This is a genomic window from Brevibacillus brevis, assembly GCF_001039275.2.
GTDB classification, from domain to species: Bacteria; Bacillota; Bacilli; order Brevibacillales; family Brevibacillaceae; genus Brevibacillus; species Brevibacillus brevis_C.
In genome coordinates, this window is sequence record NZ_CP030117.1 from 5,397,783 (window position 1) to 5,422,833 (window position 25,051).

The window sequence follows — 25,051 nt, forward strand, 5'->3', positions numbered from 1 at the left end:
GCTATCGTATCACCCCTGAATGGACGCTTGACTGGAAGCCGCATTGGCATCCTTCAGGTTGCGGTTTTTCACTCCTAATGATAAGACGAAACAGATAAGCAAAATCAGACACGCTAGCGCATACGGATAGTTGATATCGATATCGAATAAAAATCCAGCTACGATAGGACCTGCAATATTGCCAAGGCTGGTAAAGGCGGAGTTGAGACCAGCAACATAACCCTGTTGATCCTTCGCAAGCATCGACATTTGGGTACTGATGGCCGGACGCAAAATATCGATCGCCAGAAATACGATAAAGGTAACAGCAAAAATCATCCAAAATCCGTGAACAAAAAGCGTCAGGACAATAAACAAACCAGCAAAGAGCAGACAGACAGAAATGACCCTTTTCTCGCCAAAGCGATTCATGATCCAGCTAAAAGCAGTAAGCTGAACCACTGCGCCTGCTATTGACCCGAATGTAATGATAAACGCGATATCTTTCGGCTCAAATCCAAACTTATGGTCAACAAACAATGAAAAGACCGTTTCAAAATTAGCCAGTCCGAAAGACATGACGAACACAATGATCAAACTGAAAAAATAAGGCTCTCGATAGGAGTACAGTAACTGGGAAAGAAGACTACTTCGTTGTTTTTCACTAGAATGAGAGTCCGATAATGCTTCTTCCGTAGGTTTCGATTCCTTGAGGATGAACAACGTGATGCATGCAGCAATCAGTCCCGCAATTCCTGCGGTATAAAAAGGTGCGCGAATACCAAATTCAGCAATGTATCCTCCAATGCCTGGACCGATAATAAAACCAGTCGTAATAGCTGCCGTAATATACCCCATCCCCGCTGCTCGTTCTTCATTCGTTGTAATATCTGCTGAGTAAGCCATTACCGCCGGCATAATCAGTGCGGCGCTGATGCCGCCTAGCAACCTAGAAACAAACAGCAGGACGGGAGAATTCGCTATACCGAACAGCCCTTCTGAGATAGCAAATACGACCAAGCCGATCACAATGATCTTTTTTCTTCCGAACGAATCAGCCCATCGTCCGGCAATGGGGGAAAAAAGAAGCTGTGTCAGCGAAAAGGCCGCCACTAACAAGCCGATAGTCCCCCCGGTAATTCCCAAACTCTCCATGTACTTTGGCATAATCGGTATAACAAGCCCGATCCCCGTAAAGACAAGGAAAATATTGAACATCAGAATCAATAGGGCTCCCTGATTTTTTAATAATAAAGCCATTTCCTGTTCCTCCAATCCATTACCAAAACACTGAATATCCATTCTAGATAATCACGTAAAAAAAGCTAGCGGGACGGTTTGACAATGCCAAATAAAAATACATCCATCGCTAACCGAAAAGTTGCCAAGGCTTCCTCTCGTTCCATTCGTCGCGAGTGTTGATTTAAACCAAACATCAGGCTGTCCAAGATAATGGCGACTCCGGTTACATTCGTCATTTCAAATTCGCCGTTATCGATCCCCTTCTGGAGCAACTGTTGATTAAAGTCAATATAACCTTGGATCATTTCGTTGATACGCTCCTCCACATCTGAAGGCTTCACCGACATGTCGAAAAATTCATCAGCAGCCTTGGTCAGCGGATGGTTCATAAAATCGGTCGCAAAATGTTCAGCCATTCCATACAATTTATCGATCGAGGTCGTGTAGAGCTGTTCCTTGGCCAGCCACTGCTCTTCCCATTCCCTGTTCCAAGCTTCAATCAGATGTAAGAATAGCCCTTCCTTGCTCTTGAAATGATAATAAATGTTACCGCCGCTGTATCCAGTAGCTTTCACGATATCTTCTATGGATGTGGCCTTGTAACCTTTTTGCATAAATAAAATTCTGGACGCATCCGCTATCTTCTTCTTGGTCTGCTCCGTTTGCTGCTTTTTTTTATTCAACGATTCTTCACCAACTTCTCATCTTATAATACTGAACTTTCATTCAGTATTATAAGCGTTACCTACATAGTTGGCAAACCTTCTTTGGTTTGAGTCAACATTGTGGAGGAGAAGAAAAAGCACAGTTCTCTTCGACTCTGACACGCCAGCAGGGGGATTCACTGGCCGGGACCCCTTTTTGAAGTTCCGACTGGGCAGGCGTTGTCAAGGTCTACGAGCCCTGTGCTAGCTTTATTGGTTCGTGAGACCTGTCAGTCTAAGAAAGCAATAGACCGTACAAAGCCCCTGCAATCACAACCAGCCATGGCGGCAGCTTCCAGTGCTCCAGCATGATAAACAAAATAGCCGCTACCGCAAAATCCAGCGGAGCAAGAATGGTACTCGTCCAAATCGGATCGTACAGGGCTGCCAGTAAAATACCGACGACTGCTGCATTCACACCTACCAGCATTCCTTGGATTTTGGAATTTCTCCTCAAGGAATTCCAAAACGGCAATGCGCCGATGACAAGTAAAAAGGCCGGTAGAAAAATCGCAATCGTAGCTACTACTGCACCGACTCCTCCTGCAATCATCGCTCCTAGATAAGCGGCAAATGTAAACAATGGCCCCGGTACTGCTTGTGTAGCCCCGTATCCCGTCAGAAAAGCCTCTTGCGTTACCCAGCCTGTCGGGATTACCTCCCTCTCCAGCAAAGGCAATACAACATGTCCGCCGCCAAAAACAAGTGAGCCCGCACGGTAAAAGCTCTCAAACAGCGCTAGCAAGGAAAATCCCGTACTCTCTCGGAGGATCGGCAGCACAAGCAAAAGTCCAAAGAAAACGCTCCAGCACGCAATGGCTAGTCCACGACTGATCGGCACACGAAATTCAGGGAGCTCCGAAACTTTTTGCTGCCGGAAGATAAGCAATCCTGCGATTCCTGCCAGAATCATGACTGTGACCTGACTCCATGCAGAATGCCACAACAGCGTGATGGTAGCCGCGATGATCGCAATCGTCACCCGCGTTCGATCCGGTGCGAGCTTTTGTCCCATCCCCCATACGGCATGAGCAACAATCGCGACAGCTACTAATTTTAGACCGTGAATCCAAGAAGCACTGCCACTATCCACTCCTTGTAAAGTGAACGCAAATATCAGGAGCGCCAATACCGAAGGCAGAGTGAAGCCGATCCATGCAGCAACGCCTCCCCACAATCCGGCTCGCATGATTCCGATTCCGATCCCTACCTGGCTGCTTGCGGGACCAGGGAGGAACTGACAAAGCGCGACTAAGTCTGCGTAGCTTTGCTCATCCATCCATTTTCTTCGTCGAATGTATTCGTTGTGAAAATAACCGAGATGTGCGATGGGACCGCCGAATGAGGTCAATCCCAGCTTGGTCGAAACGAGAAAAACTTCACGCACAGCTTCCCAGCTACTTATTTGGTGCCCGGTTTCTTCTTGAAGATTATTCTTCACTTAGCTGTACACCTCTCCGCTTTCCGCTTCATCATACAAGCTATTTTATCGCTTTTCCTACCCTTTCATTGTAAAAAGATCGTGAAGAAGGCCCCGTATCGATACGGAGCCTAAACCCTGCTATTCCATCCGAAATACCGGTCCTCGCGCCACGAACGGCAGATTACTCCCCTTCGGAAGCATAATGGCATGACTACGAGTTACTTTGATCCGATCACATTCCCCATCGGTAATGATCAAAATTGGACCGTCCTTTGGAAAATCGGCTGCTTTCTCCAACATGTCAATGCCCGGCTGCAGGATCGTTCCCCCTCGTCCTTTTACTTTGACGCGACCTGCAATGTCCTCGGGAGAAAGGTAGCCCGCATCATACGCCTGCGCATCACAAAAGACCACGCGCGCATACGGAACATCTCGCGCTTCACTGTAGCTCGCGATCGCCCCTAATGCTTTGCCGAGCAGCTTGGTATCCATCGAGCCGGACGTATCGATCACGACGCCAAACGTGCGTGCCAACTGGTCCGTTTCCCGAAAGCTCCAGGCAGGACGGGCAATGTCAGGTGTAGAGGACTGTCTACGGCTTGCCCTTGCATACGTGCGACTCTTTTCCAACGGCGGAAAATGCTCGTCAAACCAACGGGCAAGCTGAACATCCCACGGAATAGGCGGTTGTCCCAAGGCGCGAATCTCTTCTACTAACCCCGCAGGCAAAAGCCCTCGTCCCCTCTCCTGGTGGTACATCAATCCTTGCGACATCGCATTGCGGTAAAAGTCATCCAGCGTCGTTCCCGGACCCTTTTCCCAAAAACGCGGATCGTCGCCATCCAGAATATCGCCCATACCGATTCCACGTAAGGTGTAGAGCTTGCGATACGTACGCATGTCTGTCACGATTCGGTCATAAATCGCTTCTGCCGAGAGTCCCTTCAAGTCTGGGTCGTACAGTCCGCCAATTTGCGGAAAACGTCCCACACCGAGCTCCATCAGCCATTGATTAATCACGTAATCGCAGCTGACATTCCAGTAATACGGGTCGCGGCCTTGGCAGCGCTCATGGTGGCGAAGCCCTGCGTGCAATAGCTCGTGTGCCATCACGAATTTGCATTCCTCTTCATCCAAGCCCGCCGCAGGATTGATGAAGATTTCGTTGGATGTTACATCGATGGCTGCCACCGAGATTTGCAGCCGTTGGCAGATCTGTGAATCCTCGATGATCGTGAAATGACTCGCCAAGGAAGCCAGCAATGGATAATGATTGATGAACCAGCGCTTGGCCTTCTGTGCCTCGGATAGCTGGTTCTCTTCATTCCCGAGCGCATCCGAATAGCCGCCCGCTACGCTGACAGCACTTTGCACCGCTTGCGCCAGCCCAATCCCCAGGAGCCTCTCCCACTTCACATCTCGCTTGTAGGTGTACCGGGCGTATTTATCCGAGAATAGCATATCTGCCTGTTTTTCCCCGCCCGTTCCAAACAGCTTCAAATGCTCCGGCACCCCATGCTCCACGAACCAGTCATACAGCTCTTCTTCGCTCTTTCCCGATTTATCCAGCTCAAAGGCCATTTCAGCAGGAGGCTCCCCCAGCTTCATGTCTCTCAAAAAGCGCGTAATATAACAATCGCATGCGATGTTCCACAAAATCGGCTGCTCTTTTTCCACAAAATGTCCGAAGCCCAAATGCAAGAGCGCATGTGCGAGAACATAAATCCATTCCCCGACTTCTCCTCTGCGCTTCGGATGCGCGTACAAGCTGCCTTCCCGGGTCACGACTACCCAACCGTTATCCGGACAAACACTTCGCTCGGAACGAATAAAGTGCGCTCGCGAGGACAGTGGTCCAAACATCGGGTGATGACTCAAAAAATGTACGGCCTGCTCGTAGTTTTGTGTCGCCGGGTCGTTTTGAACTCCTCTGGCCATTGGCTATTTTCCCTTCCTGTCCATAGCCAGACGCGGTAAATCACGAATGACCTCTACAACGAACCAGTCTGGCAATCCGTCGCCATCCTCGTGCCGCGCCACTACCATCTGCGCCATTTCGAGAGAGATAGAGGCGAGCTCCTTCAAGAGAGCTTTCGCTCGGTGTGCGAACCGTTTATGCTGCTCCCCCACGGAGGCTTTATCCGCTGGCAATTCTTTTTTGATCTGCGAACGGAATGAATCGGCCAGAAAATACAGTACGTCCCGATCCTCTGGAGCCGTCGGGAAAGAAGCCTCTCCCTCCAAAATACGGTTGAGCTGGTATTTGCCTTGAATGTTCTTGTGAAAAGCTCGAAATTGAGCAGCATGCTGGGGCGTCAAGCATCCGAAGGCCAGTACCCCCACCATCTCTGTCGTCAAGTTCTCACCGAATTCGTTCAGGGCATCAGAGAGCATGTGCCAGGAACGCGGAGTAGAAAATGGTTCCTCGCTCTTCGGTGGCTGCGACCACAAATAGTCCGGGCGCACCTCCAAAAATTGCAGCACGTAGGAATGGATGCCGTTGCTGTACGCCCAATTCATCCATTGTTCATACGAGACTAACAATTGCACGTGGAACATCCGGTTGATCAGAGCAGATGACATCGGTTTGACAATGGCGCTATCCTGCGCGCGGTTTCCTGCTCCAATCACAATGGACCCTTCTGGCAGATGGTAATCCCCGATTCTCCGCTCATGAATCAGACTGTAAAACGCCTTTTGCACTTCTTGGGAGCATGCATTCAATTCGTCAAGAAACAAGCAGTACGGTTCTTCTCGCGCAATTTGCGCAGGTGGGCAAAATCTGCTTTTCCCGTCAACGATCTGCGGGACACCGATAATATCCTCAGGTGCCAACTGACTGCCCAATAACGATACGCAAGGTAGGCCCACCTGCTCGGCAAACGCCTCGACGAGAGACGACTTGCCGATTCCCGGTGCGCCCCAAATAAATACGGGACGAGCTACTGCAACGTTTAGTAGAACATCCATCAGTTGATTTTGCGTTACTTGAATTCCTAGATTCATTTCATAACCTCTCTTGTTTGATTGATTTTTGCAGCAATCTACCTCTTTCCATGATTGATTTCCATTGACTAGAGCGACCGTCACACCACAAATATTTCCTAATATTACAAGAAGATTGAATAACGGGCAAGAAAGAAAGGCATCACATGGGAAACCGCGCCTGAATAAAAACAATAAAACCGACGAATTCCCTTATGCATGATAGCGGAATAGGATGAAAAGACATAAATAAAGGAGGACGTTTTATTTGTCACAAGCAAATATCCCCAACATTACGCAGCTGTTTACCATTACACAAAGCCAAGTCGTAAACTTGCTACTCGCATCCTTCGCTTTGGAGGAACTTGGTTTAAGCCATATCATTAACGCAGAGGCGGAGAAGCTTCAATATGTCCTTGGCACGCTTCCAGGATTAACAGGTCCCCCTGCAACCATTAGTGACTTGCTAAACGTAAATTCTAGCGTAGTAAATACACTCAGAGAGATCACAAAGAAAGACATTCTGCTGAACAACAAGCTGAATTCCGTATTAACAGCATCGTTTATGGCTAGTCTCACAGGAGCAACCGGAGCAACTGGAGCAACTGGTCTACCAGGAGCCACCGGACCAGGTGGAGGGGGAACAGGGGCAACGGGTGCTACAGGGGCGACTGGGGCGACCGGAGCTGGAGGTACTGGAAGTACTGGTGTCACGGGGGCTACTGGCGATACTGGCAGTACAGGCGCTACTGGTACTACAGGCGCTACTGGTACTACAGGCGTTACAGGCGTTACAGGTACTACAGGAGCCACGGGTGTAACAGGCGCGACGGGTACTGTTTCCAGTGTTTTCGGTAACTTCTGGCTATCCTCCGCTATCGATATTTCGCCAAATACGATCGTCCCGCTTACTGTCGCGAATGCAGACAATTCACCTGGCTTTTTACTCGCTGGCGGGCAAGTAACCGTACCTGCAAGCGGCATCTATCTCATCAGCTATCGTGTTACTACTGCACAAGCGAGTGAAGTGTCTTTCATTATCAGAAGGAATGGCGCCAATATTACGGGCTCTGCCGGAACTTCTAGCAGTGCGGATAGTGCAGCGGATGGAAATGCATTCGGTATGGTTACCTCTTTCACCCGATTAGCACCTGGTGACATCGTAGACATATTCCGTACGGGAGGTATCACAGACCAGTTTTTGCAAAGCTTTGCAGACGGAACGACGACGGTGACCGGATTCCTCACTTTAGTGAAGATTGCCGACTAATCTAAACATAAATCATTTCTCCACTCGGAGCCGCAGCTACGACTCGATCCTGGCTGTCGTTGCGAGTGAAGCTCTTGCTGCGGACAAGCCTACTTCTCCTTCTTATGTAACATTCCTTTTTTTACCACGTCACATAGGCAAAGGGGGAATAACCAAAGATGAGAAAAATCGTGAAAGGCAGTGGCATCACCCTATTGGTCGCATCCTTGATCGGATGCAGCTCGAGCGAGCAGTTCGTATCAAGAAGTGAAAGTGGAAACAAACCAGCAGCATCTGTTGAGCAAGGTCAAAACAATCAGGTAGCCTCCAGTCCAAGTCCTCCCAGCCAACTAGCTGATTACGCCCTGAAAAAATCGGCCGATCCCATCCCCAATGACATGTACTTCAAAGATTACGGCACCAACCAATTTGTCTCTACGGCGAAGGACCGTCTGTCTACTTTTGCTGCTGATGTGGACACAGCCTCTTACACCATGATGCGCAATTTTATAAAAGAAGGGAATCTCCCGCCAGCAGAAGCCATTCGGGTGGAGGAATTCATCAACTACTTCCCTACCTCGTATCCCGCGCCAACCAATCAAACATTTGCGATCCAGGCCGATAGTGGCCCCTCTCCGTTTCAAAAAAATCTTCAAGTAGTGCGAATCGGGATCAAAGGAAAGGAGTTACGCGCAGAAGAGCGGAAGCCCGCTAATCTCGTCTTTGTCATTGACGTATCTGGCTCGATGAATCGGGAAAACCGATTAGAGCTGGTGAAAAAAAGCTTACATGTTCTTGTCGATCAACTCCAACCTACAGATTCAGTAGGGATCGTCGTCTATGGATCAGAGGGACGCGTTCTTTTACCCTCAACCTCTGCCGAAGACAAACAGGCAATTTTATCAGCCATCAATGAACTGCAACCCGAAGGCTCCACCAATGCAGAAGAAGGACTGGTCCTCGGTTATGAAATGGCAGCTCGTTCCTTCAAGCCTACTGCCATTAACAGGGTGATTTTATGCTCCGACGGGGTGGCCAATGTAGGAGAAACAGGGGCCGAGGGCATTTTACGTTCGATCGAGGACTATGCGCGAAAAGACATTTACTTGAGCTCCTTTGGCTTCGGCATGGGAAATTATAATGATGTTCTGATGGAGCAACTGGCGAATAAAGGAGAAGGCAACTACGCCTACATTGATACGTTTTCTGAGGCGCGCCGCATTTTTACGGAATCATTGACGGGCACCCTCCAAACGATCGCTCGTGACGTAAAAATTCAGGTAGAATTCGACCCTAAGAAGGTAGTCTCGTATCGTTTGATCGGTTATGAGAACCGCGATGTCCGCGACAAAGATTTTCGCAACGACAAGACAGATGCGGGCGAGATTGGCGCTGGCCATAGCGTGACCGCTCTTTATGAAGTGAAGCTCGCTTCCCCTGCCCATGCAGAGCTCGGGACGGTTCGCGTGCGCTATCATCATGCCACTTCCCAAAAAGTAGAAGAAATCTCCGAGACCGTGGGTGTGCAAAATACCTTGTCTCCTGATGTGACGTTCCTTGCTGCTGTAGCAGAGTACGGGGAAATATTGCGAGAGAGTCCCTATGCCGAAAGAAGCTCCCTTGCTGATGTACTTAAACTGGCGGAAGCCACAGCCACCGGAGAGGAACAGCTCGAATTTGTCCGCTTGGTAAAGGATAGCATGGCGATCAGCAGGAACTAATGCTTGTTCCCTATGTCCTGGTATCGCGCCTGTACCTCATCCAAATATAAACCATCATTCCAATCGCCAAACCGATTAGCAAAAATGTGATGCCGTAATGTCGTATATAAATGACGACCTTGAGCCACTCTTTCTCAAGCGCCTTTCCCAGCAGTAAAAAAGTGACACTCCAAAGAAATGCACCGGCGTAAGCAAAAAAAGCGAATCGTCGAAACTCCATCGCGGAGACTCCTGCCAGATAGGCGGTAATATGACGGACGCCAGGCAAAAAATAGCCGATCAGCAGTAGGTAGGGACCGTACTTGGCAAACAGCTTCTGGGTTGACTCAATTTTTTTCGGCGTAATATGCAAGTACGGTCCAACCTTCATAAGCAACGGCAGCCCCCACTTCCACGCGATGGCATAGCTAATCGTAATTCCTACTGCCGCTCCCAAAAAAGCGCTCAGCACTGTAAACGGCATGTGCAAGACACCGCGGGAAACTGCATAGCCAGCGTACGTCATCAGTACCTCATCGGGTATGGGGAGCCCTACAACACCAAGTGTGAGCGAAAAAAAGATGCCGACATATCCATATTTCATCAAAAACAGATCCAAATGCTGCTCCACGGCTACCTCCAATAATGTTGTCCTACTTCATTGTATTCTCTCCCTATTCTTTGGCATTCTGGCTTTTTTTCAAAAAAATCAGTTCAAGGCATATGGTATCCTAAAAAAGATCTTATTTCCTATTTCAGGTGACGCCATGAACTATATGGAGCAAATAACATATGCCCTCTCTTTTATCGAAAAGCAGTTAACGGAAAAAGTCACACTCGATGAAGTGGCATCAGCCGCCGGTTATTCCAAGTACCATTTTCAACGCTTGTTTTTTCACGTGACAGGAGAAACTGTCGGCCAATACATTTCGAAGAGACGCTTGACCGAGGCTGCCAAAGCGCTGTCGCTGGAACAAAAGAGCGTGACGGAGGTCGCCTTTACATACGGCTTTGATTCTCACGAAGCCTTTACTCGTGCCTTTACCAAACGCTTTGGCCTGCCTCCCTCTGCTCTTCGTCGATCTGGAAAAATGCCGCGGTACACAATGCTGGAGCGTATCGAGCTACCCTATTTAGAGAATATTCAGTCACAATTGATTGAGCCCGTCTATGTCCCTGCCCATGAAGAACTGAACCTGGTAGGCTACTCCTCCACTACCCGTTCGACAACTGATATTGTCCATTGCTGGAACCGATTGGGACAGAAAATCGACGTACAGAAGAACCAGAAGCGTTATGGGGTCATTCGATACCCGGATGCTTTCGGGCTTTCGTTGAGCTTTGCCTATTTTGCTGGCATACACACTACAGCGCATATTGGCACAGACGGATTGGAATCACTCACGCTGCCTGCATCAGGTTATCTTGTCTTCCCTCACAAAGGATCGGTGCAAAATCTCAAGCTGACGTATCAATACATATACGGGAGCTGGATGACACATGCATCCGCATCCGACCAGCTTTATGCCCGATACGATTTTGAATACTACGATCACCGCTTTCTCGGAAATGACCATCCTGATTCGCTTTGCTTCATTTATATACCTGTTCTAGCCCGAGAATAGTCGATGGTGGTTCGCATTTTTGATCAAGTTTTCCTCGTTCTCCTGTCGTACGCTGGACGTGTGAAAAGGAGTGAATCGAATGAAGGAACTGACCTATTTGACAGCAACGGAGATGGGCACTTGGATTCGCGAGAGGAAAATAAGCGCCGAGGAAGCTACCCGGCATACCTTTAAAAGAATAGCCTCGCTTAATGACAAAATGAATGCTATCGTCGCTTATGACGAGCAGGCTGCTCTCGAATCCGCCAAGCAAGCGGACAAAGAAATGGCAGAAGGCAACATTCGGGGGCCCCTTCACGGGGTGCCAATCACAATCAAGGATTCCTTTGCCACAGCCGGACTCCCCACTACTTCTGGCTTCCCCCCTCTAAAAGGCTACATTCCGCAACATGACGCAGCCATCGTCCGCAGACTGAAGCAGGCAGGAGCCGTTTTGATTGGCAAAACGAATGTCTCTACTCTGCTCATGGATCTCCAAACAGACAACGATATTTACGGTCGGACGAATAATCCGTGGAATCAGGCGAGGACTTCGGGAGGTAGCAGCGGAGGCTCGGCAGCTGCGGTTGCCGCGGGACTTTCTTATTTGGATATCGGGAGTGACATCGGAGGATCGTTGCGTGTCCCCGCTCATTATTGTGGTGTGTTCAGCTTGAAGCCGACAGAAGGAGCCGTTCCGGCAACAGGACACATGCCCGGCTTTGAAGGAATGTCTGATTATAGGTCGTCTCGTCACATGGCCTGCTATGGCCCTGTAGCCCGTTCAATCGAAGACCTGGAAGTGGCGTTTTCCATCATTAGTGGTGGAAACGGCAACGCTGGCTTGCCTCATGGACCACAAGTCTTGCCCCCTACCATCAAGGAACAGCCCCTGCACATCCGCTGGATGGAGGAGCTACCCGGTTACCCGACGAGTCGAGCCATTCGTGATCAATTGCGTCGCTTTGTCGAAATGCTGGAGCAACAAGGCATGCGCGTAGAGCAAGTGACGACACCGCCCTTAGATGTACGCAAAGCTTGGGAAACATGGGGAAAAATCATCGACGCGGAGTTAAACTCTACGACACCTCCACTCATTCGTGGTATTGCTCATCTCATAACGATGCCGATTTATCGCCAGCTTCCCTCGGCTACCATGCTCATCCCACTAACGTTCAAAAACTACATGCGTGTCTTAACCATTCGTGAGCAGCTCATTCGCAGCTTTGAGCAATTCATGGCAGACTGCGACTTGTTCTTGTGTCCGGTCAGTTGCACGACAGCTTTCCCACATATGGCAAAATCGAAAATGTGGGGCTACAAACCGCTTTACACCAAACCGCTGTACGTAGACGAGAACCCGCAAAACTACTGGGCCGCTACAACTTTTTATACGAGTCTGTTTAATGTAACAGGAAGTCCGGTCGTGACGATCCCGATAGGTTTTGATGAGCAAGGTCTTCCTATTGGCATACAGTGTGTGGGCAAGCGATGGCGTGATAGGGAATTGCTACAGGGAGCGTCGAAATTGTATGCGACCTGCCCAGCGTGGCGGGCGCCTGCAATTTCTGTGGAGCCGCATTAAGAATAAAATATTCCAGCTCAACTTGCATAAAGCCCCTTTCCTATGAAGAACACTACCAGTGCGAACCCCATTTCTGGTAATGAGGAGGGGCTTTATGCTTCCTTTATTGAAAAAGCGCCTGACACTAATCGTTTCCCTGCTTTGCATGACGCTTCACCTGTCGGGCCTCTCATTTGCAAAAGAGACAACAAACACTACAACTGTCCAACAGTCACCTCTATACCAATCGAAGCCGTTTCTTCAATCGCAGGAGAGGCTTGCCTACTCGCTCGGCATTCAAGCATACATCTACGGGTATCCATTAGTGATGTCCGCCAAAACGATGGAAGCCATGGTCAAAAATCGGGCGCCAATCAACCAGTTTTATTATGCGGACACACTCGCTTCCCCAGCTTATCGGGATATTGTGACGCCGAACTCCGATACATTGTATATGAGCGCATGGCTGGATTTGTCAGAGACGCCCGTCCGCTTGACTGTCCCCGCCAATCCGCAAAACCGCTACTATACCGTGCAAATGCTGGATGCGTATACGAATACGTTTCGCAATGTCTCCAATCGTTCCACCAAACAGCAGGCCGGGCAATACATCATTGCAAGCCCGCAATGGAAAGGGCCTACCCCTGCTCATATACCTGTAATCTACGCCCCTACGAATACCGTCTGGCTCATTGGCCGTGTCGAGGTAAAGGGTGAGGCTGATTTGCCGCAGGCTGTTTCGTTTGAAAAACAAATCGCGATTGCCCCTGTCCACCCAAAATTGCAAACGGCACATGTTCCCGAAGCGCTTCCCCCTGACGTGCTGTCATCCCTTTCCTTTTTTCAGGTCATGACGAAATGGATTCAGAGCAATCCTCCGCCCGAATGTGATCGCGTCTTGCTCGATCAGTTCGCTCAAGCCGGGATCGATGTCCAAAAAGGCTTTGATCCTTCCGCGCTCGGTCCAGCCAAGCTTGCAGGCCTACAGCGTGCCTTACAGGATGCCCCGTCCATCGTGCAAAATGGCTTGCCCGGCTATTCCGCCTTCCGTAATGGATGGGGCTCCTTTTCCCCCATCGGCACATATGGAAGTCAGTTTCTCGCCCGTTCCTTTATCGCCTATTCCGGCATTGGAGCCAATGTGCCGAGCGAGGAAGCCTATTATCGTGCATTGACAGATGGATCAGGAAAACCGCTTACGGGAGCCAACAGCTATTTGCTGCATTTTACAAAGGAACAGCTTCCCAAGACGTCTGCATTCTGGTCGATCAACGTCTATGACAACCAGTTGTTTTTAGCCAAAACAGCGGCCGAACGCGCATCGGTTCGCAGCAATACAGGAACGCTTACGTACAATCCCGATGGCTCCCTCGATCTGTATTTGCAGCAGCAACCTCCCAAAGGCAAGGAAGGCAACTGGCTTCCGCTCCCTGAAGGCGAGTTCAATCTCGTTTTGCGGGTCTTTGCACCGGAGCCTGCCACGCTGGACAAACAGCAAGCTTGGCCCGCTGTCATGGAAAGCAAACCTATACCGTAACACAGCAAAAAAGGCACCGCCCCATCGTGAGCGGTGCCTTCTGTATTGAGTCTGTTACTTCTTCAAATCTTCAATGGAGTTGATCTCCATGTAGGCTGGAACAGCCAAGCCCAGCTTGGTTCCTTGCAGGTTCGGACCGAGGTCCTCAACGTCTTTCCCCAGCTTTTCCATGTAGTCTGCGTGCGTCGTAGGCAGCCATGCTGCTACCATTCCGTCCACATCACCGTTTGATACCCCTACCCACATTGGACCGGCTTCTACTTGGCTAAGCTCCACCTTGTATTTCAGCTTTTGCTCCAGGACCGTCTTCACCACATTCGTGCTGGCGATCTCAGAATCCCACGCGACGTAGGCGAGCGTCAATTTTTTGCCTTCCGCGGGCTGAATGCCTTCTACCCACTTGTTGACGGTAGCCTCATTGTTTTTCACCCACTCGGCTGCTGCCTCTTCCGGCTTTTTGCCGCTCTCGATATCGAGCATCACTTTTTCCATGTCCGCGGGTGTCCACGAAAACTTGTCGAGGAACGCATACGCACTTGGGTGCTCCTCCTTCAGTCCTTTGCGCACGATGGTATGAATCTGTTCATCCTTCCCGAAGACGCCTTTCGGGTCTTCGAGGTATTTCATCTCAAATTTGGAGAACATCCAGTGCGGTGTCCAACCTGTCACGATAATCGGCTTTTTGTCTTTGTAGGCTTGTGTCAGAGCTGCCGTCATCGCTGCACTCGAGCCCTCTACGAGTTCCCAATCTTTCAGATCGTAGTCTTTCATGGCTTTTTCCGTCGCTTTCATCAGACCAGCGCCAGGATCTATTCCGATAATTTTATGATCCACTTGTGCTCCAACGCTATTCGGTGCAGACGTACCCGTATTGCCCTCGGCAGGCTGATTTCCCTGCGGTGTACCCGCGTTTGAACATCCTGCCATCACCATACTGAGTCCGAGTGCGACTGCCAGCCCTTTCAAGGTGCCTTTTTTCATTTTCATGAAAACCCCTCCTACGCGTTTTTTCTCTTTCCAACACTTTGCGTGAGACGATCCAGCAGAATCGCCAAAATAACGATGGCCAGACCCGCCTCAAAACCTTCACCGATCTTGATCTGTGTCACGGCACGATACACGTCTGCCCCCAAGCCTTTCGCCCCAATCATCGAGGCAATCACGACCATGGACAACGCGAGCATAATGCTCTGGTTAATTCCGGCCATCATTGTCGTCTTGGCAATCGGCAACTGTACCTTCGTCAGCTTTTGCCAGTAGGTTGAACCGAATGCCTCAGAAGCTTCGATCAGATCGGCAGGAACTTGACGAATTCCCAGGTTGGTCAGACGGATCGTCGGTGGCATCGCAAAAATGACAGAAGCGATAACCCCCGGTACTTTACCGAGCCCAAAGAAAAAGATGGCAGGAATCAAGTACACAAACGCCGGCATCGTCTGCATGAAATCAAGCAGCGGTGTGACGACCTTTTGCACGGAATCATTCTTCGCGCACCAGATACCGACGGGAATCCCGATAATCACCGAGATCAAACCTGCCGTCAATACCAGCGCAAGTGTTTCCATTGAGTGCTCCCAATAACCCAGATTCTGAATCAGAAGAAGTCCAATGAAGGTAAAAAGAGCAATTGCCACTTTGCCAGCGCGATAGGCCAGCAGCGTAAACAAAATGATCAGGGCCCAAAACGGGATTCCTGTTAGAATCCACGAAAACAAGTCAACGGTTCCACCGATTACAGCTGATATGAAGTCGAACAAGAAGCCCAAATTCTCTTCCAGTCCATCTACAATCGTTTCTACCCAACTGTCGAGCGGCAGCTTCGGAAAAAGTTGATTTTGACTCATGATGGATTCACCTGCCCCTCTTCAATCGTTGGCTCTGGAACTTGTTGATTTACTTTTCCTGCCAACCCGCCCAAGACGGCTCCTTTTACAATCACGCCCAAGAGACGATTTTGTTCTCCTGTAACCGCCACGGGAATATCTGAAAACGCGACAAGGTCAAACATCTCATTGAGAAGCGTCTGCGGTCCGACTGTCGGCACCTCGGTTCGCAGCACGGATTCCAGCGACTGCCCTGCTTCCTTGGCTCCATTTACTGCGTCTGCCGTCAGCACACCCAGCAATGTTTTTCGTTTATCCACCACGTACAAACTGGAGACACCGCGCTCACGCATCATTTGCAGTGCGACGCGAGGCCCTCTGTCCAGTGTGATCGTCTCTGCCCGCTTCATGACTTTTTCGGCGGACAATACCTTGGAACGATCCACATCCTCTACAAAGCGTTCTACGTATTCATTTGCCGGATTGGTCATGATTTCTTCCGGCGAGCCGATCTGTACGATCGCACCGTCTTTCATCAGAGCGATTCGATCCCCGATCTTCAATGCTTCGTCCAGATCATGCGTAATGAAAATAATGGTCTTCTGCATGGTGCTCTGTAATTCCAACAGCTCATCCTGCATGTCCTTGCGAATCAACGGGTCCAAGGCACTGAATGCCTCATCCATCAACAGCACATCGGGTTCATTCGCGAGTGCACGGGCCAGACCCACACGCTGCTGCATCCCGCCACTCAGCTGATCCGGGTAGCTTGCTTCCCAACCGCCGAGTCCGACGAGTGCGAGTGACTTTTTCGCTTTTGCCTCACGCTCGGCCTTTGGCATCCCTTGAATCTCCAGACCGTACTCCGCATTTTCAAGTACCGTCCTGTGAGGGAACAAGGCGAACTTTTGAAATACCATGCCCAGCTTCTTTCTTCTTACATCCTGTAACTGCTCGGTGTTCATACTGACGATATCCGTACCGTCAATCAGGATTTTGCCTTCTGTTGGTTCAATCAACCGGTTCAATAATCGAACCAAGGTCGACTTCCCGCTTCCCGAAAGCCCCATGATGACGAAAATTTCGCCTGCATGCACCTCAAAACTCGCTTGATTCACCCCAAGGGTAAGACCCGTTTCCTTCAAGATTTCTTGCTTGGTCTTCCCCTGCTTCACCTGGGACAATGCGCGTTGGGGTTGGCGTCCAAAGATTTTGGTCAAATTCTCTACTTTGATCTTGGGCATATGGTCACCTCCAACTTTTACGCCCGGCATCCGGACTGTTCTTTACCCTTACAATTGTAACCAGCCGTTTTTTTTACCTCAAACTGGATGAGGCATGATAATCCGTCATTTTCAGCGTTCAGAAAAAACTTTACGTACTTTACTTCCTGTATTCTCAGTTTATCACGTATATACTGTACAACATCTCCATTTACTTTTTTCTTTTGGAGACGTACAATTCTAGTCAGGTTACTATGACTAGAGGAGCTGCTTTTTTCAAAATGGATACCAATCAGGAAAAAATCCTCGAAAAAGCTCAGGAACGCGTGATTGAAACGCTAGCTCGCAACATGGATCTGTATGGAATTACCATGTCAACGGGACTGCTGTATGGCACATTGCTCTTTCAGGACAAGTCAATGACACTCGATGAGATGGGCGAAGCACTGGGCATGAGCAAAACCAGCATGAGCACTGGCGTCCGCACATTGATGGACTTAAATATGGTAGAAAAGATATGGAAAAAAGGGACACGGAAGGATCATTACGAGGTCAATCTGGATTGGTACCAGAACTTCATCGACCTCTTTTCCGTGAAGTGGCGACACGCCTGTGAACATAATGTACACGCCTTGAAAAAGTCTCTCCTTGAGCTTCGCGCACTCCAGCAATCCGAAGAGCTTACGGAAGAAGTCAGGGAACGTGTTGACCTTAGTATCAAGCGTATTGAAAATGGGTTGGAATATTATCTGTGGCTGTCCCGTTTGATCGACTCCTTCGAATCACATGATATCTTTCAGTTTGTACCGAAAAAGGAAAATGAATCATAAGAAGTTCGCAATCGAAAAAGACTCGTTCCTTCCAATAGGAATGAGTCTTTTTTGTGGTACAATTATCCAGAGCGGATTCACGCTCGTCTATGATGAAAGGAGTGGTCAGTTATGAAAAAGGACATGAATCAACGTTCTTATAAAGCTGTGCGTGTACCAAACAACCAAAAAGGGGAGCACCAGCACTAGCCCCCTTTCACCTAGGAGGAAATGAATTGATTCGGAAAACAGCACTACTGATTATTGATGCGCAAGTAGGTATTATCGAAGGGCAATTTGGTCCTGTTTTTCAGCCGGCTACACTTGTCCAAACATTGAAAAAAGTCAGAGAAGATGCCTATAGCAAGGACATTCCTGTGCTGTACGTTCAGGATGCGGATGTCGGAGGAGTCGGTTCAGACGACTTTGCCATCCACCCTGAGATCGCCCCTCTGCCATCAGAAACGGTGGTTCAAAAACTAGCGACAGACTCGTTTCACGGAACAGACCTGCACGAAAAGCTACAAGCGCTCGGAATTAACCACCTTGTCATCATGGGGTGCAAAACCGAGTATTGTATCGACAGCGCCTGCCGCAAAGCGACGACACTCGGCTATGATGTGACGCTTGTCAAAGACGGGCACTCTACCTCGGACAATAAGGTCCTGTCAGCGGAGCAAATCATCGCCCATCACAATACATGCTTGCATGGATTAGGAAATATTGGGCCATTTATTTTGGTGCGGGAATCAACGGAGGATGTCTTCGCCCCTACCCATGATTCTTACCGGTAACGTTTTGCTAAACCTCTCGAAACCGTCTCTTCAGGCGGTTTCTTGTTTTGTCCGGCTAACGATTGGACCTTGCTATAATGGAAGAAACGAATCTGCCTATCGAAGGAGAAACCATGACGACTACGATAACTGTACCAAGATTGGGCGTAGGAGCTGTCATCCTAAACGACAAGAATGAGATTTTGCTGGTATTACGAAACAGAGATCCAGAGAAAAATACGTGGAGCATTCCCGGGGGAAAAGTTGATCCCTATGAACAACTGGAGACGAGTGTTATCCGCGAAATCAAAGAAGAAGTCAATCTCGACGTCGAGATAAAGGCCCTGCTGTGCACCGCAGAAACCATCCGCCCGGAAAATGCCGAGCATTGGGTTTCGGTTATTTACGAAGTAACGATCCTGAGTGGAGAAGCACGCAATTTAGAGGAAGGCGGGGCGATTGGCGACATGCGCTGGTTTTCGCTCGATGCACTTCCGTCGAATCTGGCTTGCTTTGCCGTACCAGCTATCGAGCATTTGCAAAACCGGAACCGTTCATGAAATGCAAAACGGACAGTTGCCCATGTGGCCTGTCCGTTTTTTCGTAAAGAAATTTAGTTCCCTTTTTGGATAATCTCTTGCACTCTCCCCACTTGTCCATCCGTCAAACGAACCTTGATTCCATGAGGATGTGTACTGGAGTTCGTCAGGATATCCTTGACAATCCCACGGGTGCGCTTGCCAGTGCGTTGGTCCTGTTTCAATACAATCTCGACTTCAAGACCTGCTGCGATGTCTTTTCGATTTTTTCCGTTCATTTTTCCCTTCTCCTTCTTTTCGTTCTATGTCCCACCTATGATATAATCGACAAACAAATCCATCTCACCGGAGGAATCCATGCTTACTTTTGAAGAAAAACTAGCGATTATTGAATCTTTTCCACAACTGACTCGGAATGACGTCTCCCTGAAACGGGTTAATTTTCATTATGAGGAAAGCCTTCATGACAAAAAGACAGTGGTCTATCATCTGCATCCGAACGGCAACGGCTTTGTGTTTGCCGCGTTTTTGAAGGGCTACCAAAAAGACGACAAGGGCTATGTCAATATCCGTGATTTCTCGGCGGACGAGCTGCGCAAGGTAGTCGAGGCTTCAATCCAATCCCTCTCCATCAAGCGTGAACCAGCGCCAAAGGCTACTTCTGAAGCTGAACAATTGGAGCAAACTTGGGTCGACAAGCAAAACCGCACGCTCTTGCTGCAACAGGAAGACGCGCTGTGGAACGTATACCACGGGATGAACCTGGAAGCTTCCTTTGAATCGTACGTGGAAGCAGAGCAATATCTGATTGAAGAAGGATTTTCCCTGCAACAATAAGCCCTTCCTTCTCCCTGCTACATGTACCATACCAAATTGTAGATGTTTTGATCAAACTGGCGCAAGCGACCCGACTGCTTGCGCCATCCCAACACAGGGGGACGGTACGACATGATGAAGTACAGAGAAACGCTTCTTGCAAATATCCATAAACAGATTGAGACGTGGTACGACCAGGAGGTTCCCGTCTCTCATGATGATCTATATCGTTTTCTCCATTCGTTGAAGGGAACTGCGGGGACGATTGGATTGACCGATTTGTCTGATCTGTCTCAGCTCCTTCTGGATCGAATGGATGACATGCCTGCCAAGGATTGGTCCCTAAGTGAATGGCGATTGTTTTTGCAAGAGTTGATCGGCTTGTGTTACGAACAGCGCCCGGAACAGGAAGTTTTTATCGAGAACCCCACTCTCCAACGGGAATCCCCTTGTGAGCAACAGCCTTTGGTCCTCATCCTGGATGATGACGTCACCCTGCTTATGTATCTAAAGGAATACTTAGAAAATCGCAATTGGTCTGTCATCGCAACGGTCTATCCTCATAAGGCTCTCGACTATTTTCACGACATAAATCCTGACTGCTTCATTCTGGATTTGAACATCCCGGAAACAGGCGGCTTTCAAGTGATGCAGACGATTAGCGAAAAAATAAAGAAGCAATACGTGCCTACGACCATCATCAGCATCGATTACGAACGGGAGACCCGTCTGAATGCCTATCGTTTGGGCGCAGATGACGTCATGTGCAAACCGCTTGATATGGAAGAGCTTGTCGTACGCCTCGAACGCCAGCTTCGCCGGAAGCGCTGGATGAACAGTATCTTGTTTTTGGATGAGCTCACGGGCGTCAACAATCGCAATTCTTTTGTTGATACATACTATCGGCTTCTTTCTGATGCCCAGCGAACCAACACCCCTTTCTCACTGGCATTTTTGGATATCGACTTTTTCAAAGGGGTCAATGATACATACGGTCATCTAATCGGTGACGAGGTGCTGACTCGTTTTGCTGCTTTCATCGGGCAGAGCGCGGAAAAACATGATGTTTTATTCCGGTACGGCGGAGAGGAATTTATCCTGCTGATGCCGCGTACGACTGTACAAACAGGAAAGATGCGCCTGGAGCAGATGCTCTCTGCTTTTTGTTCGCTCACGTTCGATGCTCCTGAAGGAACGTTTTCATTGAGTTTTTCCGGTGGAATCGTACAAATTGATGATCCTCATAAACCGCATACGTATTGGGTAGAAGCTGCGGACACTGCTTTGTACGCTGCCAAAAATGCAGGGCGGCGCCGGATTGAAACCGCTCATATCACAGAGACGCATGACTCCCCTAAGGTAAAACTGAAAGTCGCTATTATTGATGACGATCCGATGATTCGCGTGATGCTTGCCGATTCCATCCAGACCAGTTTTGACGGATGGATGCACGTCGACATCCAGACTTACGAAGAAGGAGCAGCATTCTTTGACTCTACCTGGCATCAGGGACAAGAACCTTATCTCATCATTTTAGACGGGATGATGCCTCAGATGGATGGCCTCGAAGTTCTCCAGAAAATCCGGAATTTGCCGAATGCCAAGAAATATACGGTGATTATGCTAACGGGTCGTACTGAAGAGCAAGACATTGTCCGTGCCCTTCAGCTCGGTGCTGACGATTATATGACCAAGCCATTCCGTACACGCGAACTGGAAGCCCGCATCAAGCGACTGGTTAAGCGAATGCTGTAAGGAGGTAGCAAGATGGCAATGATTATGCTGGCCGAAGACGAAGCCGTGTTGCGCATGCTGATTGGCGACACGCTCGAAGACGAGGGACACGAGCTCGATATCGCTTGCGATGGAGAGGAAGCCCTGCAAAAAATCGGTCAAAATGAGTACGACCTGATTATTTTAGATTATATGATGCCAAAGCTGACAGGCTTTGAAGTATTGCAGCAGCTCAAACAGATGGACGATAAAAAAGCAGTCAAGGTCCTGATCCTCTCTGCAAAAAGTCAACATGCCGAACAGGAGAAAATGCGTGCTGCTGGTGCTGATGACTTCATGCCGAAGCCCTTTAGCCCGATGGATCTTGTCCGGAAAGTGGAGGAAATGCTCGCATGACGGGGTTCTGGGCGTTTATCAGAAAAAGCATCACACGTCGCTTCATGGCGATGATGCTTCTTTTTCTTTCACTTCTGATTGTGGGCGCTTCCATCGTTCAATATTTGAATAGCAACGCATTAACCCATTATCAGACAGAGATATACAATACCAAGGAAAAACAAAATTTGGTCGCAGACATCGCTGAGCACACGAACCAGATCTTTTTTCGCGCAAGGGGTTATTACGCTTTCTTGAGCCCATCTGAGTACAATGAGCTATTTCTTGAGAAAAAGAAGCTGGAACAAGCGCTGGATAATTTTAAGAAGCTTCCGCTCAATGATGAGGAGCAAGCGCTTGTCGCTTCGATCGAATCTTTCTTCACGAACTTTTTCACCAATGTGTTTCCTACTTTTTCGAGTTATGCAAAGAACGGAGACTTTGAATCCCTGCGAAAAGCTTCGGCCAGTGGCGTGAATCAGGAAGTGAACAACCTGCTTACATACGCCGGGCGGTATCAGGAACAACACGATCAGCTTTTATATACGAAAAACCAACTACTGTTCGAAGAGTTGTCACAGCTAAGCACCTGGTTTCTCGTGTACTCGCTGATGGTGCTGGTGATCATGGTAGTAGTCACCATTCAAACTACGCGGGATATCGGCAGGCCGTTGGTTCGTCTATCCAAAAATGCCGAGCAGTTTGCCAATGGCGTTACACCTCTTTTGCAGGATTTGAACAGGGTTGACGAAATCGGCAGGCTCTCCCGCTCCCTCGACTATTTGATCAGGCAGATTCAGGCCAAAGAAGAAGTGCTCATGGCGCAAAACGAAGAACTGCAAGCCCAGCAGGATGAACTGATGATGCAGCAAGAAGAGCTACAAGAAGCATTGGGCAAGATGGAAGAAAACGAACGGTATTTGGAAAAGAAAAACCGTTTCATCCTCTCTTTGGCGAATACGTTGGATAAAGATGAGCTGCTTTCCAGTATCATTCGCAATATAACTGGAGTCATGGATGCCGATAAAGGTGTTATCGTCATGTTGAACACTGACAGGGATGCCGCTAGCTTTGGTGTTTCCCAGAACGTGCTGGAGCAACTGCGAAAAGGATTGGACGACGGTCCGCTCGTGCGAATCAAGGAAACGAACCTGCCGTATGTCCTGATCCGTGAAAGTACAGACGCTGAGCGCGGCTACAGGGAGGAAATTTCCCGAACTTCCGAGCTCTACCTTCCTGTATTGGATGCACATCAAACTATTGTGGCATGTATCATCCTCTCCCGTATCGATCGCAAATTCACGGAGCAGGAGCTACAAGTCATCATCGGGCTCGCCAAGCAGATTTCCTTGGCGCTCGACAAGCTCGCGATGTTTGAAGAGACAGAGCGACAGCGCAAAATGACACAGGATATGCTCGATTCTGTTCAAGAAGGCATTCAGCTCATTGATCCGAATGGAGAAACACTGCAAGTGAACCGAAATTTTTGTGAGCTCTTGTGCTACGACCATCAGCTCGCTTCGCAAGGATTTGACTTGGAACAGTTCCTTTCCCATCTACAGAGTCGAACCTCAGAGCCTGATCGCCTCATTCAGTATGTCAGAGCTGTCGTTTTAGACGAAGATGCCATTCCTTCTGGCAGCATTGTGTTTCAGATGACTGGACCGCAAGTACGCTATATTCAGCTCTATGCAGAGCCACTGTACCGGAATCAAGAGAAATGGAGTACCTTGCTCGTCTACCGTGACTTCACCAAGGAATACGAGATCGACCAAATGAAATCGGAATTCGTCAGTACGGTCAGCCATGAGCTCCGTACTCCTCTCGCCAGTGTGCTTGGCTTTGCGGAGCTGCTGTTAACGAAAGAGCTCAAACCCGAACGTCAACAGCGGTACATAGCGACCATTTATCAAGAAGCTACTCGCCTGACTGCGCTCATCAACGATTTCTTGGATTTGCAGCGCATGGAATCCGGCAGACAGACGTATGAGCTAGAGAATGTTGCGCTTGATCAAGTCATTCGGGATATTTTCGGACTTTATCGAATCCAGTCCCCTCTCCATCGATTTGAACTCGATTTGCAAACAGAGCGAACTGTTGTTTATGGAGACCAGGCCAAGCTGCGTCAAGTATTTGTGAATCTGATCAGTAATGCCATCAAATACTCCCCGCATGGTGGTCATGTACGGGTGGATTGTCGACAAGATGGGAATCACTTGCTCGTGGAGGTCCAGGATGAAGGGCTAGGCATTCCTTCCGAAGCCATCCCTCACCTGTTTACCAAATTTTATCGCGTAGATAACTCGGATCGCCGGGAGATCGGCGGTACAGGATTGGGTCTCGCCATTGTTCAGGAGATCGTCCATATGCACCATGGAGAAGTTGCCGTTACGTCCGAATTGGGCAAGGGTAGTACATTTACGGTTACTCTTCCACTGGCTGAGAACGCTTTGGCTCCTGGCTATCCAGCGGGAAGTGAAGAGGCAGTTTCTCCAACTGGTCAATGCAACGGAAACGTTGTGATCGTCGAGGACGATTTAAACTTAACCGAGCTGTTGCGTCATGAGTTAACGAGCTCTGGATTCCGCGTCAATTCCTTCTCTACGGCTTCTGAGGCAGTAGCAGCAATCGAGGAGCTGCGGCCGGATGCTGTCGTCCTTGACCTCATCTTGAAGGACGGCGAGAGTGGTTGGAAGGTCATTGAGGAGATACGCAACAACCCGGATTTACGGACCATTCCGATCGTGATCTCCAGTGCTTTTGAGGAAAAGAAAAAGGCATTTGATCTGGGAGCAACCGGCTATCTGATCAAGCCTTATCATCCAGATACCTTGTCGAAAGCGATTTTGCTGGCCATCACGAATCATGAAGCAATGGGACAGATCTTCATTCCCGACGAACAGTAAAGATGACAATGGACCAAAGAGGCTGCGGCGATGAAAGCGCGGCCTCTTTTTTTTACCTTCTACCAA

The 25,051-nt window shown here is 49.0% G+C and carries 22 protein-coding genes; 12 read left to right on the top strand and 10 right to left on the bottom strand.

What is annotated here, in order from left to right:
* Nucleotides 1-9: 9 nt before the first annotated feature.
* From AB432_RS26100 to AB432_RS26120, 5 genes are all read right to left on the bottom strand, one after another.
* Entirely contained in the window at nucleotides 10-1,239 is a 1,230-nt protein-coding gene (locus AB432_RS26100; protein WP_048034780.1) for an MFS transporter, read from the bottom strand.
* A gap of 65 nt (nucleotides 1,240-1,304) precedes the next feature.
* The gene (locus tag AB432_RS26105) at nucleotides 1,305-1,904 is read right to left on the bottom strand and encodes a TetR/AcrR family transcriptional regulator (protein WP_048034781.1); all 600 of its coding nucleotides are present in this window, start codon (nucleotides 1,902-1,904) and stop codon (nucleotides 1,305-1,307) included.
* 256 nt (nucleotides 1,905-2,160) lie between these two features.
* Nucleotides 2,161-3,366 carry a chromate transporter gene (locus AB432_RS26110; RefSeq protein ID WP_048034782.1) on the bottom strand — a complete coding sequence of 402 codons (1,206 nt, stop codon included), beginning with the start codon at nucleotides 3,364-3,366 and terminating at the stop codon, nucleotides 2,161-2,163.
* Nucleotides 3,367-3,486: 120 nt separating this feature from the next.
* Complete coding sequence (locus AB432_RS26115; RefSeq protein WP_048034783.1) at nucleotides 3,487-5,286, bottom strand: vWA domain-containing protein; 1,800 nt, start codon at nucleotides 5,284-5,286, stop codon at nucleotides 3,487-3,489.
* 3 nt (nucleotides 5,287-5,289) lie between these two features.
* Nucleotides 5,290-6,354, bottom strand: a complete 1,065-nt coding sequence (locus tag AB432_RS26120; protein ID WP_007725626.1) for an AAA family ATPase — start codon at nucleotides 6,352-6,354, stop codon at nucleotides 5,290-5,292.
* 247 nt (nucleotides 6,355-6,601) lie between these two features.
* On the opposite strand from AB432_RS26120, the gene AB432_RS26125 reads away from it, so the two are divergent.
* Together AB432_RS26125 and AB432_RS26130 are read left to right on the top strand one after the other, a co-directional pair.
* Complete coding sequence (locus tag AB432_RS26125) at nucleotides 6,602-7,603, top strand: alpha-helical endospore appendage domain-containing protein (RefSeq protein WP_048034784.1); 1,002 nt, start codon at nucleotides 6,602-6,604, stop codon at nucleotides 7,601-7,603.
* Between the two features lie 158 nt (nucleotides 7,604-7,761).
* Entirely contained in the window at nucleotides 7,762-9,303 is a 1,542-nt protein-coding gene (locus tag AB432_RS26130) for a vWA domain-containing protein (protein ID WP_048034785.1), read from the top strand.
* Between the two features lie 10 nt (nucleotides 9,304-9,313).
* On the opposite strand, the gene AB432_RS26135 is transcribed toward AB432_RS26130, so the two are convergent.
* On the bottom strand, nucleotides 9,314-9,925 hold the full coding sequence (locus AB432_RS26135; RefSeq protein WP_048034786.1) for a DedA family protein: 612 nt from the start codon (nucleotides 9,923-9,925) through the stop codon (nucleotides 9,314-9,316).
* A gap of 133 nt (nucleotides 9,926-10,058) precedes the next feature.
* Between AB432_RS26135 and AB432_RS26140 the strand changes: the two genes are divergently transcribed.
* From AB432_RS26140 to AB432_RS26150, 3 genes are all read left to right on the top strand, one after another.
* On the top strand, nucleotides 10,059-10,907 hold the full coding sequence (locus AB432_RS26140) for a helix-turn-helix domain-containing protein (protein WP_235617553.1): 849 nt from the start codon (nucleotides 10,059-10,061) through the stop codon (nucleotides 10,905-10,907).
* A gap of 79 nt (nucleotides 10,908-10,986) precedes the next feature.
* Complete coding sequence (locus AB432_RS26145; RefSeq protein ID WP_048034788.1) at nucleotides 10,987-12,471, top strand: amidase; 1,485 nt, start codon at nucleotides 10,987-10,989, stop codon at nucleotides 12,469-12,471.
* Nucleotides 12,472-12,565: 94 nt separating this feature from the next.
* On the top strand, nucleotides 12,566-13,987 hold the full coding sequence (locus AB432_RS26150) for a DUF1254 domain-containing protein (protein ID WP_048034789.1): 1,422 nt from the start codon (nucleotides 12,566-12,568) through the stop codon (nucleotides 13,985-13,987).
* A gap of 54 nt (nucleotides 13,988-14,041) precedes the next feature.
* Here AB432_RS26150 and AB432_RS26155 read toward each other — a convergent pair whose 3' ends face one another.
* Genes AB432_RS26155 through AB432_RS26165 form a run of 3 tightly spaced genes read right to left on the bottom strand, consistent with a single transcriptional unit; the run spans nucleotide 14,042 to nucleotide 17,054 of the window.
* Nucleotides 14,042-14,968 carry a glycine betaine ABC transporter substrate-binding protein gene (locus tag AB432_RS26155; RefSeq protein ID WP_048035964.1) on the bottom strand — a complete coding sequence of 309 codons (927 nt, stop codon included), beginning with the start codon at nucleotides 14,966-14,968 and terminating at the stop codon, nucleotides 14,042-14,044.
* A 17-nt stretch (nucleotides 14,969-14,985) separates the two neighbouring features.
* Nucleotides 14,986-15,831: an ABC transporter permease gene (locus tag AB432_RS26160; protein ID WP_048034790.1), complete on the bottom strand. Its 846-nt coding sequence runs from the start codon at nucleotides 15,829-15,831 to the stop codon at nucleotides 14,986-14,988.
* Nucleotides 15,828-17,054 (bottom strand): quaternary amine ABC transporter ATP-binding protein, encoded by a 1,227-nt coding sequence (locus AB432_RS26165; protein WP_048034791.1) that lies wholly within the window; start codon nucleotides 17,052-17,054, stop codon nucleotides 15,828-15,830. Before AB432_RS26165 ends, AB432_RS26160 begins: the two co-directional genes overlap by 4 nt.
* Before the next feature lie 260 nt (nucleotides 17,055-17,314).
* On the opposite strand from AB432_RS26165, the gene AB432_RS26170 reads away from it, so the two are divergent.
* The 3 genes from AB432_RS26170 (at nucleotide 17,315) to AB432_RS26180 (ending at nucleotide 19,175) form a co-directional block, all read left to right on the top strand.
* Complete coding sequence (locus tag AB432_RS26170; RefSeq protein WP_048034792.1) at nucleotides 17,315-17,863, top strand: GbsR/MarR family transcriptional regulator; 549 nt, start codon at nucleotides 17,315-17,317, stop codon at nucleotides 17,861-17,863.
* Between the two features lie 215 nt (nucleotides 17,864-18,078).
* On the top strand, nucleotides 18,079-18,636 hold the full coding sequence (locus AB432_RS26175; protein WP_048034793.1) for a cysteine hydrolase family protein: 558 nt from the start codon (nucleotides 18,079-18,081) through the stop codon (nucleotides 18,634-18,636).
* Between the two features lie 113 nt (nucleotides 18,637-18,749).
* Nucleotides 18,750-19,175 carry an NUDIX domain-containing protein gene (locus AB432_RS26180; RefSeq protein ID WP_048034794.1) on the top strand — a complete coding sequence of 142 codons (426 nt, stop codon included), beginning with the start codon at nucleotides 18,750-18,752 and terminating at the stop codon, nucleotides 19,173-19,175.
* 53 nt (nucleotides 19,176-19,228) lie between these two features.
* On the opposite strand, the gene AB432_RS26185 is transcribed toward AB432_RS26180, so the two are convergent.
* Nucleotides 19,229-19,432: a YwbE family protein gene (locus AB432_RS26185; RefSeq protein WP_048034795.1), complete on the bottom strand. Its 204-nt coding sequence runs from the start codon at nucleotides 19,430-19,432 to the stop codon at nucleotides 19,229-19,231.
* A 79-nt stretch (nucleotides 19,433-19,511) separates the two neighbouring features.
* On the opposite strand from AB432_RS26185, the gene AB432_RS26190 reads away from it, so the two are divergent.
* The 4 genes from AB432_RS26190 (at nucleotide 19,512) to AB432_RS26205 (ending at nucleotide 24,985) form a co-directional block, all read left to right on the top strand.
* A complete protein-coding gene (locus AB432_RS26190) occupies nucleotides 19,512-19,991 on the top strand; it encodes a hypothetical protein (protein WP_048034796.1) in 480 nt (159 codons plus the stop codon).
* Between the two features lie 111 nt (nucleotides 19,992-20,102).
* Nucleotides 20,103-21,725 carry a response regulator gene (locus AB432_RS26195; RefSeq protein ID WP_048034797.1) on the top strand — a complete coding sequence of 541 codons (1,623 nt, stop codon included), beginning with the start codon at nucleotides 20,103-20,105 and terminating at the stop codon, nucleotides 21,723-21,725.
* 12 nt (nucleotides 21,726-21,737) lie between these two features.
* Nucleotides 21,738-22,100, top strand: coding sequence for a response regulator transcription factor (locus AB432_RS26200; protein ID WP_048034798.1), 363 nt, complete (start codon nucleotides 21,738-21,740; stop codon nucleotides 22,098-22,100).
* Entirely contained in the window at nucleotides 22,097-24,985 is a 2,889-nt protein-coding gene (locus AB432_RS26205) for an ATP-binding protein (protein WP_048034799.1), read from the top strand. The genes AB432_RS26200 and AB432_RS26205 overlap by 4 nt, the downstream gene beginning before the upstream one ends.
* The last annotated feature ends 66 nt before the right edge of the window (nucleotides 24,986-25,051 follow it).

Coding starts and splice junctions, on each gene's coding strand:
- AB432_RS26100 (WP_048034780.1), bottom strand. CDS start 1,239: ATGGCTTTATTATTAAAAAATCAGGGAGCCCTATTGATTCTGATGTTC.
- AB432_RS26115 (WP_048034783.1), bottom strand. CDS start 5,286: ATGGCCAGAGGAGTTCAAAACGACCCGGCGACACAAAACTACGAGCAG.
- AB432_RS26120 (WP_007725626.1), bottom strand. CDS start 6,354: ATGAATCTAGGAATTCAAGTAACGCAAAATCAACTGATGGATGTTCTA.
- AB432_RS26130 (WP_048034785.1), top strand. CDS start 7,762: ATGAGAAAAATCGTGAAAGGCAGTGGCATCACCCTATTGGTCGCATCC.
- AB432_RS26140 (WP_235617553.1), top strand. CDS start 10,059: ATGGAGCAAATAACATATGCCCTCTCTTTTATCGAAAAGCAGTTAACG.
- AB432_RS26145 (WP_048034788.1), top strand. CDS start 10,987: ATGAAGGAACTGACCTATTTGACAGCAACGGAGATGGGCACTTGGATT.
- AB432_RS26150 (WP_048034789.1), top strand. CDS start 12,566: ATGCTTCCTTTATTGAAAAAGCGCCTGACACTAATCGTTTCCCTGCTT.
- AB432_RS26155 (WP_048035964.1), bottom strand. CDS start 14,968: ATGAAAAAAGGCACCTTGAAAGGGCTGGCAGTCGCACTCGGACTCAGT.
- AB432_RS26160 (WP_048034790.1), bottom strand. CDS start 15,831: ATGAGTCAAAATCAACTTTTTCCGAAGCTGCCGCTCGACAGTTGGGTA.
- AB432_RS26165 (WP_048034791.1), bottom strand. CDS start 17,054: ATGCCCAAGATCAAAGTAGAGAATTTGACCAAAATCTTTGGACGCCAA.
- AB432_RS26170 (WP_048034792.1), top strand. CDS start 17,315: ATGGATACCAATCAGGAAAAAATCCTCGAAAAAGCTCAGGAACGCGTG.
- AB432_RS26180 (WP_048034794.1), top strand. CDS start 18,750: ATGACGACTACGATAACTGTACCAAGATTGGGCGTAGGAGCTGTCATC.
- AB432_RS26185 (WP_048034795.1), bottom strand. CDS start 19,432: ATGAACGGAAAAAATCGAAAAGACATCGCAGCAGGTCTTGAAGTCGAG.
- AB432_RS26190 (WP_048034796.1), top strand. CDS start 19,512: ATGCTTACTTTTGAAGAAAAACTAGCGATTATTGAATCTTTTCCACAA.
- AB432_RS26195 (WP_048034797.1), top strand. CDS start 20,103: ATGATGAAGTACAGAGAAACGCTTCTTGCAAATATCCATAAACAGATT.
- AB432_RS26200 (WP_048034798.1), top strand. CDS start 21,738: ATGGCAATGATTATGCTGGCCGAAGACGAAGCCGTGTTGCGCATGCTG.
- AB432_RS26205 (WP_048034799.1), top strand. CDS start 22,097: ATGACGGGGTTCTGGGCGTTTATCAGAAAAAGCATCACACGTCGCTTC.